The 14280-nt window shown below is 67.9% G+C and carries 13 protein-coding genes and 1 pseudogene; 7 read left to right on the forward strand and 7 right to left on the reverse strand.

Translation table 11 applies throughout. The features are described 5' to 3' along the window. The first annotated feature begins 257 nt into the window (after positions 1 to 257). From purF to MTR62_RS07945, 3 genes are all read left to right on the forward strand, one after another. Complete coding sequence (gene purF / locus MTR62_RS07935) at positions 258 to 1706, forward strand: amidophosphoribosyltransferase (RefSeq protein WP_244018735.1); 1449 nt, start codon at positions 258 to 260, stop codon at positions 1704 to 1706. Further along, on the forward strand, positions 1703 to 2449 hold the full coding sequence (locus MTR62_RS07940) for an SDR family NAD(P)-dependent oxidoreductase (RefSeq protein WP_244018737.1): 747 nt from the start codon (positions 1703 to 1705) through the stop codon (positions 2447 to 2449). The genes purF and MTR62_RS07940 overlap by 4 nt, the downstream gene beginning before the upstream one ends. 93 nt (positions 2450 to 2542) lie before the next feature. After that, on the forward strand, positions 2543 to 2893 hold the full coding sequence (locus MTR62_RS07945) for a PilZ domain-containing protein (protein WP_244018740.1): 351 nt from the start codon (positions 2543 to 2545) through the stop codon (positions 2891 to 2893). Here the strand turns inward: MTR62_RS07945 and MTR62_RS07950 are convergent, their stop codons facing one another. Continuing rightward, positions 2894 to 4291 carry a cryptochrome/photolyase family protein gene (locus tag MTR62_RS07950; RefSeq protein ID WP_244018742.1) on the reverse strand — a complete coding sequence of 466 codons (1398 nt, stop codon included), beginning with the start codon at positions 4289 to 4291 and terminating at the stop codon, positions 2894 to 2896. It lies immediately after the preceding gene. A 42-nt stretch (positions 4292 to 4333) separates the two neighbouring features. Between MTR62_RS07950 and MTR62_RS07955 the strand changes: the two genes are divergently transcribed. Then, the gene (locus MTR62_RS07955) at positions 4334 to 5029 is read left to right on the forward strand and encodes a phosphatase PAP2 family protein (protein ID WP_244018744.1); all 696 of its coding nucleotides are present in this window, start codon (positions 4334 to 4336) and stop codon (positions 5027 to 5029) included. Here MTR62_RS07955 and MTR62_RS07960 read toward each other — a convergent pair. After that, entirely contained in the window at positions 4983 to 5960 is a 978-nt protein-coding gene (locus MTR62_RS07960) for a metal-dependent hydrolase (RefSeq protein ID WP_244018746.1), read from the reverse strand. The two genes, MTR62_RS07955 and MTR62_RS07960, sit on opposite strands and share 47 nt — an antisense overlap. Positions 5961 to 6214: 254 nt before the next feature. Between MTR62_RS07960 and MTR62_RS07965 the strand changes: the two genes are divergently transcribed. Further along, the gene (locus MTR62_RS07965; RefSeq protein WP_244018748.1) at positions 6215 to 6697 is read left to right on the forward strand and encodes an RNA pyrophosphohydrolase; all 483 of its coding nucleotides are present in this window, start codon (positions 6215 to 6217) and stop codon (positions 6695 to 6697) included. An 84-nt stretch (positions 6698 to 6781) separates the two neighbouring features. On the opposite strand, the gene MTR62_RS07970 is transcribed toward MTR62_RS07965, so the two are convergent. The 4 genes from MTR62_RS07970 to MTR62_RS07985 form a co-directional block, all read right to left on the reverse strand. Beyond that, positions 6782 to 7291 carry a tetratricopeptide repeat protein gene (locus MTR62_RS07970; protein WP_244018750.1) on the reverse strand — a complete coding sequence of 170 codons (510 nt, stop codon included), beginning with the start codon at positions 7289 to 7291 and terminating at the stop codon, positions 6782 to 6784. A 49-nt stretch (positions 7292 to 7340) separates the two neighbouring features. Beyond that, on the reverse strand, positions 7341 to 8513 hold the full coding sequence (locus MTR62_RS07975) for an RsmB/NOP family class I SAM-dependent RNA methyltransferase (RefSeq protein ID WP_244018752.1): 1173 nt from the start codon (positions 8511 to 8513) through the stop codon (positions 7341 to 7343). A 20-nt stretch (positions 8514 to 8533) separates the two neighbouring features. Then, on the reverse strand, positions 8534 to 9991 hold the full coding sequence (gene guaB, locus MTR62_RS07980; RefSeq protein ID WP_244018755.1) for an IMP dehydrogenase: 1458 nt from the start codon (positions 9989 to 9991) through the stop codon (positions 8534 to 8536). A gap of 145 nt (positions 9992 to 10136) precedes the next feature. Next, complete coding sequence (locus MTR62_RS07985) at positions 10137 to 11726, reverse strand: M28 family peptidase (protein WP_244018757.1); 1590 nt, start codon at positions 11724 to 11726, stop codon at positions 10137 to 10139. 310 nt (positions 11727 to 12036) lie between these two features. On the opposite strand from MTR62_RS07985, the gene ypfJ reads away from it, so the two are divergent. Together ypfJ and MTR62_RS07995 are read left to right on the forward strand one after the other, a co-directional pair. Continuing rightward, positions 12037 to 12948 carry a KPN_02809 family neutral zinc metallopeptidase gene (gene ypfJ, locus MTR62_RS07990; RefSeq protein ID WP_244018759.1) on the forward strand — a complete coding sequence of 304 codons (912 nt, stop codon included), beginning with the start codon at positions 12037 to 12039 and terminating at the stop codon, positions 12946 to 12948. Between the two features lie 65 nt (positions 12949 to 13013). After that, positions 13014 to 13736 (forward strand): hypothetical protein, encoded by a 723-nt coding sequence (locus tag MTR62_RS07995; RefSeq protein WP_244018761.1) that lies wholly within the window; start codon positions 13014 to 13016, stop codon positions 13734 to 13736. A gap of 96 nt (positions 13737 to 13832) precedes the next feature. On the opposite strand, the pseudogene MTR62_RS08000 reads toward MTR62_RS07995, so the two are convergent. Continuing rightward, positions 13833 to 14280 (reverse strand): annotated as a pseudogene (locus MTR62_RS08000) (M56 family metallopeptidase); the annotation flags it as partial.

Below are 14280 nucleotides of genomic sequence, written 5' to 3' on the forward strand. Positions count from 1 at the left end.
TGGCAAGCCGGTGCACAAGCGCACACAGGGCCGCCAGGTTCCCGGCTTGCCCCAAGTCCTTGCCAGCGAGCCAGTCCACCGCCTCCCTTGCCGCGCCCCAAGCGCGTCCCAAGCGTGCCACAAGCGCCCGTCATCGCATCGTCATCTGCCCCTTTCATGGGAACAATGCGCCGGGTTCGCCGTTTGCCCCCCTTGCTTTTCGGGCCAATCCCTGCAAATGCGCGGCCAAATTGACGCTGGCGCGGGTCCAAAATTCCATGAACCTTACTCATCCCTTTCGTGACGCCGACGGGGACAAACTGCGCGAAGAGTGCGGTGTGTTTGGCGTAATCGGAGCACAGGAGGCGGCCAACATCACCGCCGCCGGGCTTCACTCCCTCCAACATCGTGGACAGGAAGCGGTCGGGATCACCTCGTTTTCGGGCAGTGAGTTCCACACGCACCGTGGCCTGGGCCATGTCGCGCAGGTGTTCAACGCCCGCACGCTGGAAACCCTGCCCGGCACCATGGCGTCTGGCCACGTGCGCTACTCGACCACCGGCGGTTCGGGCCTGCGCAACGTCCAGCCGTTGTTCGCCGATCTGGCCGCGGGCGGGTTCTCGATCGCCCACAACGGCAACATCTCGAACGCGATGACCCTGAAGCGCGACCTCGTCGCCAAGGGTTCGATCTTCCAGTCCACCTCGGACACCGAAGTCATCATCCACCTCGTCGCGACCAGCCGCTACCCCACGCTGCTCGACAAGTTCATCGATGCGCTGCGCATGGTCGAAGGCGGCTACGCGCTGATCTGCTCGACCAACGAGGGCATGATGGCCTGCCGCGACCCGCTGGGCATCCGCCCGCTGGTCATGGGCCGCCTGGGCGATGCGATTGTCTTCGCGTCCGAAACGGTCGCCTTCGATGTGATCGGGGCCGAATTCATCCGCGCGGTCGAACCGGGCGAGCTGGTGCAGGTCGACTTCAAGGGCACGGTCTCGAGCCACCGCCCGTTCGGCAGCCCCTCGCCGCGCCCGTGCATCTTCGAGCACGTCTACTTCAGCCGCCCCGATTCGGTGATGGACGGCATCTCGGTCTACGCCGCGCGCAAGCAGATCGGCGTCGAGCTGGCCAAAGAATCGCCCGCGATGGCCGACATCGTGGTTCCCGTGCCCGACAGCGGCGTTCCCGCCGCGATCGGCTACGCGCAGGAATCGGGCATCCCCTTCGAGCTGGGCATCATCCGCTCGCACTACGTGGGCCGCACCTTCATCCAGCCCGGTGATGCCGCGCGCCACGCCGACGTCAAGCGCAAGCACAACGCCAACCGCGCGCTGGTCGAAGGCAAGAAGATCATCCTCATCGACGATTCGATCGTGCGCGGCACGACCTCGATGAAGATCGTCGAGATGATGCGCGATGCGGGCGCCGCCGAAGTGCACATGCGCATCGCCAGCCCGCCGACCGAATATTCGTGCTTCTACGGCGTCGACACCCCCGAACGCTCCAAGCTGCTCGCCGCCAAGATGGACATCGCGGCGATGGCCCGGTTCATCAAGGCCGACAGCCTGGCCTTCGTCTCGATCGACGGGCTCTACCGCGCGGTGGGCGAGCCCAAGCGCAACAAGAAGTGCCCGCAGTTCTGCGACGCCTGCTTCACCGGGGACTACCCGACCAAGCTGACCGACTTCGAGCAGACGGCCTCGGGCCAGCTGAGCGCGGCGTGAGCGGCGCGGTGGACGCCAGCGCGCCCGTAGCCCGGCCTTTCGAGGGGCAGATCGCGCTCGTCACGGGTTCGAGCCGGGGCATCGGCGCGGCCACCGCAAACGCGCTTGCCGCGCAAGGCGCGCACGTCGTGCTGACCGGGCGCGACACCAAGGCGCTCGAAGCGGTCGAGGAAGCCATCTTCGAGGCCGGCGGCTCGGCCACCATCGCCCCCGTCGACCTCGTCGAGCCCGACGGCATCGCCCGGCTCGCCAGCGCGGTCTCGCAGCGCTGGGGCAAGCTCGACATCCTGGTCATCAACGCCGCCGTGCTGCCCGAGCTGACCAGCGTCGCCGACATCGACCAGCGCGTGTTCAACAAGGCGCTGACCACCAACGTGCTGGCCCCGCAGGCGCTGATCGCCAATTTCGATCCGCTGCTGCGCAAGAGCGCCGACGCCCGCGTGATCGGCCTGACGACTACCGTCGCCGCGGCCCCGCGCGCGTTCTGGGGCGCGTACGGCGCAACCAAGGCCGCGCTCGAGGTCCTGCTCGCGTGTTACGCCCAGGAAACCGAAAAAACCTCGAAGATCCGGGTGGCTATCGTTAACCCTGGCGCGACCCGCACGGCGATGCGCGCGCGCGCCTATCCCGGCGAGGATCCGGCCACGGTCAAGCCCGCCGAGGATGTCGCGACGCGCTTGGTGGCGCTGCTTGGCGAGCCTTTCGCGACTGGGCACCGCGAATCTCTTAACCAAACCCGGTAAGACGTCGCAAACCGCTCTCTGGGATTGTTTGCCTCGAATAGGCGGTCGCATGGGCCGCATTTCGTATTGCCAGCAGACCCAGGAGACCCCCAGATGACCGACACGGGGAACAAACTCTACGAGAACGCCGCTCAGGAAGATCGCAGCGCCCGGCGTGAAAAGATCTCCATTCCGGCTTCGCTGCGCGCCTCAGGCGGCAAGGGCTACCAGACGGTGGTGCGCGACATCTCGCTTTCGGGCTTTTCGGCCACCGCGATGAGCCGCATCCACCCCGGCACCTATTGCTGGCTGACGCTGCCGGGCCTGGAATCGCTGACCGCCAAGGTCATCTGGTGGGACGAGGGCCTCGTCGGCTGCGCTTTCGAAAGCCTGATCGCCCCGATCATCTTCGAGGACCTGCTCGAACGCTGGCGGATGCGCGGCTACATCGGCCCGGCAAGCTGATTACCCTTCCCCTTTGAAACGCTCCCACGCGCCCAGCGCCCGTTCACGCCCGGCGCGGTGTTCGATCAGGCGCGCGGGATAGGCCCTGGGCCGGATCATCGGCGCGGGATCGTGGATCTCACCCGAGGGCAGATCAGCCAGTTCGGGCACCCATTCGCGGATGTAGCGCGCCGCATCGAACTTCTCCGACTGGCTGAGCGGCGCCATGATCCGCACGAACATGTTCGCATCGACGCCCGATCCGGCACTCCACTGCCAGTTGACCGCGTTCGAGCCGTAATCGGCATCGACCAGCGTGTCCCAGAACCACTGCTCACCGCGCCGCCAGTCGATCAGCAGGTGCTTCACGAGGAAGCTCGCCGCGATCATCCGCACCCGGTTGTGCATCCAGCCGGTGTGCCAAAGCTGGCGCATTCCGGCATCGACAATGGGATAGCCGGTGCGCCCCTGCTGCCAGGCGACAAGGTCCGCCTCGGCCTGCGCACCGCTGCGCCAGGGAAAATCGTCAAAGCCCTCCTTGGCCGATGTCGCGCCATAGTCGGGGAACTGGAGGATGACGTTCTGCGCATAGTCGCGCCAGCCGATTTCGGAGAGGAACGTGGCGACACTGCCCCCGGCATCGGCCACCGCGTGCCACACCTGCGCGGGCGAGATCTCACCGAAATGCAGGTGCGGCGAGAGGAACGAAGTGCCCTCGATCGCGGGCAGGTTGCGCTGCCCTTCGTAGCGCGCGGCCGCCTCGACGAAGGCGGCCAGGCGCCCGGCCGCGCCCTCCTCGCCCGGCTCCCAGAAATCGCGCATCCCGCCCGCCCAGTCGGGCTTGGCGGGCAGCAGCTTCCAGTCACCAAGCGCGTCGCTCTCGGGCCAGCGTTCAGGTGCTGCCAGGGTGTGCGGGCGGCGCAGCGGCTCTGCGGGCGGCATCCGTTCGTTGAGCGCGCGCCAGAACGGGGTGAAGATCTTGTAGGCCCCGCCCGTGCCGGTCGTCACCGATCCCGGCGGCGCGAGGTAGTTGCCATGGTGAAGGTGGAGCGTCAGCGCCTTGCCGACGGCCTTTTGCGCGTTGCGCCACCACGGCTCGTAATGGTGCAGCGCGTGGACCGCGCTCGCCCCGGTCTCCCGCGCGAGCTGGGCCAGCACCTCCTCGCAGCGGCCCCGGCGCAGGATCAGCCGCGAACCCTTTTTGCGCAAGGCCGCATCCAGCGCCTCGAGCGAATGGTGCAGCCACCAGCGTGAAGCGCCGCCCATCCGGCGGTGCTTCGCGCATTCGTCGTCGAGCACATAGACCGGGATAACCGGTCCCGCGCTCGCCGCAGCGCTGAGCGCCGCCTGATCGCGCAGGCGCAGGTCGCGCCGAAACCAGACAATAACCGGGGATTGTGCAGCCAGAGAAGAGGTCATGGATTTCGCAACCGCGTTTGCTTCGTTACGTTCCCTAACCCAATGATTATTCCCGCCCAACCCGTTTCGACAGCGCCGCGCGCGATCACCATCGCCACCCTGCTGGCCTGGCTCGCACTGCTCCTTTCGGCCCTTGCGGTTCTCACCGGGGCCAGCGCCGCGTTCGACTGGAGCGCGCTGCTCGCGCTGCGCACCGCGGATGGGGGCCCACCCGGCCCGCACTGGCTCACGCCAGCCATCGCCGGCGTCACGCTGCTCGGCGCGGTGGCGGTGCGCATCGCCGTCTGGATCGGCGCCGGCCTGATCCTGCTGCGCCTGTCCCGCACGCGCGAGGCGGTCCGGCTTTCGCTGACCTTTCTCTCCGGCTGGCTACTGGTCGCACTGGTCAAGGCCAGTGTCGCCCGCCCGCGCCCGCCGGTCGACCTTCATCTCTCCCCGGCCCACGGCTTCAGCTTTCCCAGCGGGCACAGCTTCAGCGCAGCGATGATCTTCCTCAGCCTCGCGCTCACGTTCGCCCCGCTCGTTTCGCAGCCGCGCCTGCGCCGCATCCTTGTCCCGGCCGCGGTGCTGGTGAGCGCGGCCGTCGCCGCCAGTCGGATCTGGCTTGGCGTCCACTGGGCCAGCGACGCGCTGACCGGATGGCTTGCGGGTCTGGCCTGGGCGCTGACCTCGGCGCTGCTGTTCGCCCGGTTCAGCGCGCCCGGCAGCCTGCACCGGGCAGCGGCACCTCGGCCGTGACCGTAAAGCCGCGCGCCACCGGGCCTTTTGCATAACGCGCATCGCCGATCGTCACCTCAGCCGCGCAAGGCGCACGCCGCACCCGCGCGAAAGGAAGCTGCGACCAGGCGAGAAAATCGCGCAGGGCCGCCGAACTTGCCACCGCCCGGCGCACCAGCGGATCATCCATCGCATCGGCCACCGGCTCGCCATAGGAGCGCAGCGCGAAGGGATCGTGCATGGGGTCGAACACGCCCCGCGCGATCCGCCCGTCCTTGCGCCAGATCACCTCGCGCTGCCAGAACGCAAAGGGTGGCGGGCTGGCGAAGGCCCGGTCGGGATGCGCATAGGGCGGCCCAGCCTCCAGCGCCGCGAAGGCCAGCTGCGAAATCGCGATGTTGAGCGCGATGAACAGCCCACTGGCCAGCAGCGCCAGACCGGCCGGCGTCCCCACCTGCACCTTCCTGCGTGACGCCCGGCGGCGCGACAGGGTAACGCCCAGTCCGAGAAAAGCGAGCAGCCAGGGCGAGACGATGAACAGCCCATCGGTATGAAACCAGCGCGCGCTGACCGGGGAGAAAAGCTGGATCGCGTAAATGTTCTGCAAATCGAGCAAGGGATGCGTCAGCGCACCAAGATAGCACAGCGCCAGCAGCCATCCCGCGTGCATCCCAGGCATCCCTGCAAAATCACGCCCCTGGCGCCGCTGCCAGGCATCGAGCAGCCACAGCAGCCCGGCGAGCAAGGGGGGCAGCACCAGCACGCCTCCGATCAGACTATGGGTGAAACCGCGGTGCATCGCCAGCGGCGCCCAGGGCACCGCGTGCAGGAACACGTCGATGTCGGGCATGTTCGCGGCCAGGATGCACGCCGCCAGTCCCTTGCGGGTCTTGCCCTTGAGCCCGGTCTCAGCCAGCGCCCAGCCGACCAGACTGTGGGTAACGTTATCCATGGTCACCTTGGACTTAGTGGTTCGAACGGCTCCCTTATCACGGCCTGGCGCATCACGGGCAAGCCCGCAGGCCGGGCCGCCCATGCACCACGCCATCCCCGCTTGCCGATCGCTCCCTTGCGTAAAATCGGTAAATCGCACTGGCAAAGTCCGCCCGCTTGGGCCATTCTCCCCGCGATGCCCAACGCGCACGCCTTTCATGAGCCATTCCCGCGCCCGGGCCTTTTCTCATTTTACCGGAATCCAACGAGGCAATGACCGACTTTTCGAATCTTCCCTACCGCCCCTGCGTCGGGGTGATGCTGGTGAACGCCCATGGCAAGGTGTTCGTCGGCAAGCGTATCGACAACCGCGAGGGCGATTTCTGGCAGATGCCCCAAGGCGGCGTCGATGACGGCGAGGATCTCAAGGAAGCCGCCTACCGCGAACTGTGGGAGGAAACCGGCGTGGCGCAGGACAAGGTCATCCTGCTTTCGCGCACCAAGGAAGAACTTCTCTACGACCTGCCCGACGAGCTGCTGGGCAAACTGTGGAAAGGCAAGTACCGCGGCCAGCGCCAGCACTGGTTCCTCGGCCGGTTCGAGGGAGAGGATGGCGACATCGACCTCAACGCCCACGCCCCGGCCGAATTCTGCGAGTGGAAGTGGATCGATGCCGACCAGCTGCCCGAACTGATCGTGCCCTTCAAGAAGCGCGTCTACCGCTCGGTGCTCGAGGAATTCCGCGCGCTTATCTGACCGCGCTCGGCGCCTTCCAAAACGCCAAACGCCGCGCTTTCCCGAAAGGAAAAGCGCGGCGTTTGGCGTTTTGGAAGGGCCCGCTCAGTTTTCCGAAACGGCGGGCTTGGTCTTGACCGTATCGGCCGCGACCATCTGCGGCATTTCGGGACCCTTGGCGATCGCCGCCGCGACTTGCCTGGCCTGCGCGCAGTCGGCCCCGCACAGCGTCTTCAACCGGCTGAGATTGAGCCCGGCCTTCTCGGTCGCGCCCTTCTGTGCGAGCGCCACGCCTTCACCCGCAAGGGCAGAGAGATTGCGCGGATCATCCTTGAGCGCGACACGGTAGTAATGGATCGCCTTGCCCTGAAGCCCCTTGTCCCGCTCGGCATCGGCCAGCGCGACGAGCACTTCGGTGCTGCCCGGCGCCACCGCCAGCGCGGCCTCGAACGCGTCGAGCGCCTCGCTCGGGCGGCCGGCGGCAAGGCTCGCCTTGCCTTCCCCCAGCAGCGTTACCGCGCGCGGATCGAGCGGGGTGGACACTTGCGAATGCAACATGCTCGACGAGACGGCAACGGCAAGACAGACAGCAAGCGCGGCAGGCGAATAACGCATCAAGAGGTCCTTGGCTGAGGTGTGTTTCCCCGACATGCCCCGAACGCTATCACAGGCGTTGGAAGCGCGCGACGAAAAACCCGTCGGTTCCGTCATCGAACGGAGACAGGCGCCGTCCCAGGCCGCGCGGTGTTCCGGCGGGAAGATCGACCGCTTCGGCCCGCCACTCAGGGTGACGCGCAAGAAAAGCCTCCGCCTGGCTTGCCCCTTCGGCATCGAGCAGCGAGCAGGTCACGAAGACCAGCCGTCCGCCCGGGGCCACGAGGTCGACCGCGATATCGAGCAGGCGCGCCTGCGTTGCCGCGTAGCGCAGGACCTGCTTGTCGGTAAGCCGCCAGCGCGCCTCGGGGTTGCGCCGCCAGGTGCCCGTGCCCGAACACGGCGCATCGATCAGCACCGCATCGGCGGCGGCGCGAAAAGCCCCCAGAGCCTCGATCTCCCTGCCCGGATCGAGCAGCACGGTCTCGATCGGCAAGGCCCCGGCCCGCTCGGCGCGCGGAGCGAGGCGCGAGAGGCGCGCGCGATCGGTATCGCAGGCGACCAACCGCCCGCGATTGTCCATCGCCGCGGCCAGCGCCAGTGTCTTGCCGCCCGCGCCCGCGCACAGATCGATCACGGTTTCACCCGGCTGCGCGGCGACCACCTCGCAGGTGAGCTGCGATCCGGCGTCCTGCACCTCGATCGCACCGCTCTCGTAAGCCGCCGTCGCCTCGATGCGGGTGTCGGGCGGATAGCGCCAGCCATTGCGGGCAGCGACCTTTTCGCCCCCTTCGGGCAGGTCGGCTTCGCTGCCCTTGAGCGTGTTGAGGCGAATGTCGAGCGGCGCGCGCCCGAGCAGGCTGAGCGCCTGATCCGCGCCGACCCCGCTCTTGGCAAGGCGCTGCATCAGCCAATCGGGCGCGGCGCCGCCATCGGCCACCGGCTCGCCTTGTGCAATGACCGCCGGCGAATGGCGCGTACCATCGAACAGCGCGCGCAGCTCCACATCATCGCAGGCCACGCGCAACATCGCGGCGCGCCCCGAGACCGGCACCTCCCCGCAACTGCGCACCGCGCGGTAGACCAGTTCGCGCACCGCGCGGCGGTCCTTGCTGCCAGCGAACCGGCGGGCCCGAAACCAGTCCGAGACGATGCGGTCGGCCGGAGCGCCATTGGCGCGCGCGGCCGCGATGACGAGATCGAGGATCTCGATCGCGGCCTGAACACGGGCAGACGGGGTCATCGGACGGCTTCGCCCAGCCCTCAGCGCGTCGGGTAGTTGGGCGCCTCGCGGGTGATCGTCACGTCGTGGACATGGCTCTCGCGCAGGCCCGCACCGGTGATGCGGATGAACCTGGAGTTCTTGCGCAGATCCTCAATCGTGGCCGAGCCAGTGTAGCCCATCGCCGCCTTGATGCCGCCCACGAGCTGGTGGATGACGTCCTTGGCCGGCCCCTTGAACGCGACCTGACCCTCGATGCCCTCGGGCACCAGCTTCATCTGGTCCTTGATGTCGCCCTGGAAGTAGCGGTCGGCCGAACCCCGGCCCATCGCGCCCACCGAACCCATGCCGCGGTACGATTTGTAGGCGCGGCCCTGGTAGAGGAAGGTTTCGCCCGGCGCTTCGGCGGTGCCCGCCAGCATCGAGCCGACCATCACGGTCGAGGCACCCGCGGCAAGCGCCTTGGCGGCATCGCCTGAGGTGCGCAGACCGCCGTCAGCGATCACCGGCACGCCGAGCTTCTCGGCCGCTTCGGCCGCTTCCATTACCGCGGTCAGCTGAGGCACGCCCACGCCCGCGACGATGCGCGTGGTGCAGATCGAGCCCGGCCCGATGCCCACCTTGATGCAGTCGGCCCCGGCCTCGGCCAGCGCCTTGGCGGCTTCGCCGGTGGCGACGTTGCCCGCGATGACCTGAACCGCGTTCGACAGCTTCTTGACCCGCTCGACGGCGCGCGCGACATCGGCGTTGTGTCCGTGCGCGGTGTCGATCACCACCACGTCGCACTCGGCATCGATCAGCGCCTCGGTACGGGCAAAGCCCTTGTCACCCACCGTCGTCGCTGCCGCGACGCGCAGGCGCCCGGCGATGTCCTTGGTGGCATCAGGATAGGTCACCGCCTTCTCGATGTCCTTCACGGTGATGAGGCCCACGCAGCGGAACGCATCGTCGACCACCAGCAGCTTCTCGATCCGGCGGGCGTGGAGCAGGCGGCGCGCCTCGTCCTGGCTGACACCGATGGTGACGGTTGCCAGGTTCTCGTGCGTCATCAGCTCGCGCACCGGCTGCGCCGCGTTGTCGGCAAAGCGCACGTCGCGGTTGGTGAGGATGCCGACCAGCTTGCCCGAAGCCTCGACCACCGGGATGCCGCTGATCTTGTGCGCCTGCATCAGCGCCTGCGCATCGCCCAGCGTGGCATCGGGGGTGATGGTGATCGGGTTGACCACCATGCCGCTCTCGAAGCGCTTGACCTGGCGAACCGCCGCGCACTGCTCCTCGACCGTGAGGTTGCGGTGCAGCACGCCCATGCCGCCGAGCTGGGCCATGACGATCGCCATGTCCGCTTCGGTCACCGTGTCCATCGCCGAGGAGATGACGGGGATGTTGAGGCTGATCTCGCGCGTCAGCTTGGTGCGGGTATCGGCCTGGGTGGGGACGATGTCGGACTTGGCAGGACGCAGAAGTACGTCGTCGAAAGTGAGTCCGAGCTGGATATCCATGTGCGCCACCGTTGTCTTAGGGAGAATCGTGGCGGCCCATGTAACCAAGTGGTGCGCGTTGGGCTAGTGGGCTTTTCACCCTCTTTCCTGTGAGAAACGCATCATCCGGGGACAAATGCCCCCGATACCCCCCATATGTGCGATGTCACGGCGCTCCTGCAGCCGCTGCATCGTGCCTGCCTTGCGCGCCGCGCGTCTCGTCCCCCGCGTTGCGGGCATCGCCGAACCAGCGTCCGAGCGCGGTCAGCAGGTGCACGTCGTCGATCTCGCCCCCCAGTTCGAGCGGACGCGAGAGATCATCGCTCGGGCGGTGGTAGTCGGTGTCGTAAAACGCCTTCATGCGCGCCAGGTCGCCATAGGCCGTGGTCACCATGAGCGCGGGCACATCGTGCTGGAGCAAGGCCCAGCCATCCTGGCGGCGCAGGTACGCGTCGGCCTCGGGATTGTCGCGCAGGCGCAGGCGCTGCTTGCGCGCCACCGCCGCGATGTCCGCGTCGAGCCCGGTCATACCCTTGCCCAGGATCACGAACGGCGTGCCGCGCGGCGCGATCGCGTCGGAATCGATGTTGAACGCCGCGACGATCTGGTCGAGCGGGATCGGCGGGCTTTCGGCGAAGGCCTGCGCGCCGAGCAGGCCGTACTCCTCCGCCGTGGTCGACAGGAAATAGACGTCGCGATCGAGCGGCGGCCCCTTGGCCAGCGCGCGGGCGATCTCGGTCAGCGCGGCCACCCCGCTCGCGTTGTCGACCGCGCCGTTGCAGATGGTGTCCTCGGCAGGCGGTTCGGCGCAGACCCCGAAGTGATCCCAGTGTGCCACGAACAGCACCGCCCCAGCCTCGGGATGCAGGCCTGGCAACTTGCCGATGAGGTTGTGGGTGTGGATCGTCGTCGCCTTGGTCGTCGCCTCGAGCGAGACGGTGAGCGCGAGCGGCATGGGCTGGAAATCCGAAGCCGCCGCCGCGGCCTCGAGCGCGGGAAGCGAATCGGGCGTGCCCTTGAGCAGCGCGGACATGGCCTCGCGGCTGATGAAGGCCTCAAGGTCGCCGCCGGTCGAATCCTGCGCCAGAGCATAGCCCGGACGGTTGCGCCGGGCGACCACGGCCGCAAAACTGCGCGATCCGTCGAGCACGGTCAGCACCGCCGAGGCGCCCATCGCCAGCAAGTCGCTCTGCCGCTTGCCCTCGGCGGGCGCATCGCCCTTTGCGTCCTGCGCGCTCTCTTCCGCGCCATCCTGAAGCGTGTCGAGCACGACCACGACGCGGCCCGCCAGTTGCGTGCGCGACAGCGCCTCGGGGGCGAGATCGCCCACGAACAGCAGCGGCGCGTTGCGCACCAGCGCGCGCTTGCCCGACGTCAGGACGAGCACTTCGGCCAGATTGACCGCCTTTCGCGACGTGGACCGGTAAAACGTGACCGAAGAGGTTGCCGGCGCGCGCGCCAGCACCGTCACCGGGGCGAACCAGTCGTGCGCCGGATCGTTGGTGCCCGACACCAGGCCGATGTCGAACCACTGGCGACCAAGGTAGCGCAGGGTCTTGGCTTCGCCCGCCGTGCCCGGCTCGCGCCCCTCGAAATCGTCGCTGGCGAGCACCTCTATATGGTGGCGCAGCCGCGCCTCGAGCGCGGCATCGGCCTTGCGCGAGGCGGCCGCGACAGGCGTGGAACCGCCCGCCGCGCCAAGCACGACGAAGGCCGTCGCCAATCCCGGCAAGGCGCACCGAAGGGTACGGCGCATCACCGCCGCGCGCCACGCGCGCCCGCTTGCCGCTTCGTCAAACCTGCTGCCCCGGCACCGCGCGGGCACCGTCTCGACCGAATGTACCGACAATGGCGTATCAACTGCTTTCGATGTGGCTCATCCCCCGTCCGCAACGCCTCATGGCACAAGCCGTTGCCCTGTCGCAACGCCAGACTGCGCGCTGGGCGAAACTAGCCCGGCGCCCTTTCCCTTGGCGAACCAAATGGTCTACCCCTGCCCCTTGACCCGGTTCGGGTCGCACCTGGCGTGCAGCGCCATCGAAATAAAGACAAAGGGCAACGGGTACATGCGGCTCAACCGGTTCGATCCCAACAACATTCGCGTGCAGCGTGGTGGCGCTGCGGGGGGCGGTGGCGGCCTCGGCGGTGGCGGCAAGCTGGGCTGCGGCGCGATCGTGATCGTGCTGGTAGGCGCGCTGGTCTTCGGGATCGATCCTTCGCAGATGCTCGGTGTGCTGGAGAACGTGCAGCAACAGCAGGTCCCCGCCACCCAGCCAGGCCAGTCGCAGGCCGGTCAGTCCCCGGCCGGATCGAGCGACGCGGCGCAGGTCTGCAACGAGAACGCCTATTCGCTCGAGGCGTGCAACGCGCTTTCCTCGCTCAACACGACCTGGGAGCCGGTGATGCAGCAGGCGGGCATCGACTTCGAACAGCCCACGCTCAATTTCTTCACCAACCAGACCCGTTCGGGCTGCGGCGCGGCGCAAAGCGCGATGGGGCCGTTCTACTGCCCGGCCGACGAGGGCATCTACATCGACACCAGCTTCTACGACCAGCTCGCCAGGGACCTCGGCGCCAAGGGCGATTTCGCGCGCTACTACGTCATCGCGCACGAATACGGCCACCACATCCAGAACCTGATCGGCACCGAACAGCAACTGCGCAAGGCACAGGCCGCCAATCCGTCCCAAGCGAACGCCCTGCAGGTCAAGCTCGAGCTTCAGGCGGACTGCTTCGCGGGCGTCTGGGCGGGCAAGAACCGCAACCTCATCGAGCCGGGCGACATGGAGGAAGGCATGACCGCCGCCAGCGCGATCGGCGACGATACGCTGCTGCGCAACGCCGGGCAGAGCGTCAATCCCGAGAAATTCACCCACGGCACCAGCGCCCAGCGCATGGCCTGGCTCAAGCGCGGTATCGAAAGCGGGAACGCGGACGCCTGCGACACGTTCAATTCCAAGATCCGGGCAACGTCCTGACATTCGCGCGAGACCTCTGGCGGGCACGCGCCAGGCGTTGCCCGCAATTGGTAAAGGGTGTTGGAATGCAAGCTGGACTTCGCCAATCGCAGGCGCTGGGCGCGCTCGCCATCGCGGGGGCCGCGCTGCTGCTCGCGCCCCCCGCCCAGGCGCGCCAGAGCGAGCGTCCGATCACCGACAGCGACCCTTCGGCGATGGACGTTGCGAAAACCCCGGTGACCGACCTCAACCTTGCCAAGGACGACATTCCCGAGGTTCTCATCCGCGCCACGCAAAAACCCTATGACCTCACTGGGCTCGCTACCTGCCGCCGGATCGGCGCGGCGGTGAGCGAACTCGACGCGATCCTCGGGCCCGATCTCGACATCCCGCAAAAGGAGCGCGACCGCATCAGCGCCGGGCGCGTTGCCAAGTGGGTGATTTCCTCGTTCATTCCCTTCCGCGGGCTGATCCGCGAGATCTCCGGGGCCAACGATCACCAGCGCAAGGTGCGCGCGGCGATCCAGGCTGGCATGGCCCGGCGCGGGTTCCTCAAGGGGGTGGGTGCGATGCGCCACTGCTCTTACCCGGCCGCCCCCGCCACCGACGCCGACGTCGCGCGCATCCGCGCCGAACTCGACCGGGTCGAGGCCGCCGAGAAGACCAAGGGCAAGGACGACAGCAAAGCAGCGGCTGACGATCGGGCGCGGAACGAAGCCAGCCCCGACGCGAGTGGCGAAACCGGCGAAACGCACACCGCAAACGGTGTGCCCATCGTCAACCAGCCGGTGGTCCAGCGTATTCCCTGAGCCGCGCCAGCCCAAGCCGCTCGGCCCGAGCAGGCACGAAAAAGGCCGAATGGGCTGTTCCCCATCCGGCCTCTTTCACGTCAGGCGGCGCCGGCGTCAATCGCGCGTGATGCTCTGACGCGCGTGTTCGATTTCGCGGTCGACATCGGCCAACGCCGCCCGGCGCGCCTCGTCCGAAAGGCCGCTTTGCGCCGCAAGGCTCGCCCGCGCGCCCTGCAGCGCCTGAAGCGTGATCCGTGCGGTATGGCGCGGTTCGCCGGTGCAGATCACCGTGCGGCCTGCCCCGGCCGGGCTCTTCGCGCCATCGACCGGGCAGCGGCTGTCGATCACCATTTCGTGCGTGACGGACGCGCCCCCCTTGCCCGTGCGCTGGACGATGCGGATGGTCTGCACCCTGCCATCGCGTGAGACGCTCTCCTCGACCTGCGGCGCCTGCGCCATGGCGCGTGCCACCATGCGCTCGATGTCGGCGCGATCGTAACCTGCGTGCTGCACAGCCTCGGCGCGCAGCCGCGCCGCTTCGGCGCGGGCACGCACGGCTTCG

Origin of the sequence: Novosphingobium organovorum, assembly GCF_022832435.1 — a bacterium.
GTDB lineage: Bacteria > Pseudomonadota > Alphaproteobacteria > Sphingomonadales > Sphingomonadaceae > Novosphingobium > Novosphingobium organovorum.

Coding starts and splice junctions, on each gene's coding strand:
- purF (WP_244018735.1), top strand. CDS start 258: ATGAACCTTACTCATCCCTTTCGTGACGCCGACGGGGACAAACTGCGC.
- MTR62_RS07945 (WP_244018740.1), top strand. CDS start 2,543: ATGACCGACACGGGGAACAAACTCTACGAGAACGCCGCTCAGGAAGAT.
- MTR62_RS07950 (WP_244018742.1), bottom strand. CDS start 4,291: ATGACCTCTTCTCTGGCTGCACAATCCCCGGTTATTGTCTGGTTTCGG.
- MTR62_RS07955 (WP_244018744.1), top strand. CDS start 4,334: ATGATTATTCCCGCCCAACCCGTTTCGACAGCGCCGCGCGCGATCACC.
- MTR62_RS07960 (WP_244018746.1), bottom strand. CDS start 5,960: ATGGATAACGTTACCCACAGTCTGGTCGGCTGGGCGCTGGCTGAGACC.
- MTR62_RS07965 (WP_244018748.1), top strand. CDS start 6,215: ATGACCGACTTTTCGAATCTTCCCTACCGCCCCTGCGTCGGGGTGATG.
- MTR62_RS07970 (WP_244018750.1), bottom strand. CDS start 7,291: ATGCGTTATTCGCCTGCCGCGCTTGCTGTCTGTCTTGCCGTTGCCGTC.
- MTR62_RS07975 (WP_244018752.1), bottom strand. CDS start 8,513: ATGACCCCGTCTGCCCGTGTTCAGGCCGCGATCGAGATCCTCGATCTC.
- guaB (WP_244018755.1), bottom strand. CDS start 9,991: ATGGATATCCAGCTCGGACTCACTTTCGACGACGTACTTCTGCGTCCT.
- MTR62_RS07985 (WP_244018757.1), bottom strand. CDS start 11,726: ATGCGCCGTACCCTTCGGTGCGCCTTGCCGGGATTGGCGACGGCCTTC.
- ypfJ (WP_244018759.1), top strand. CDS start 12,037: ATGCGGCTCAACCGGTTCGATCCCAACAACATTCGCGTGCAGCGTGGT.
- MTR62_RS07995 (WP_244018761.1), top strand. CDS start 13,014: ATGCAAGCTGGACTTCGCCAATCGCAGGCGCTGGGCGCGCTCGCCATC.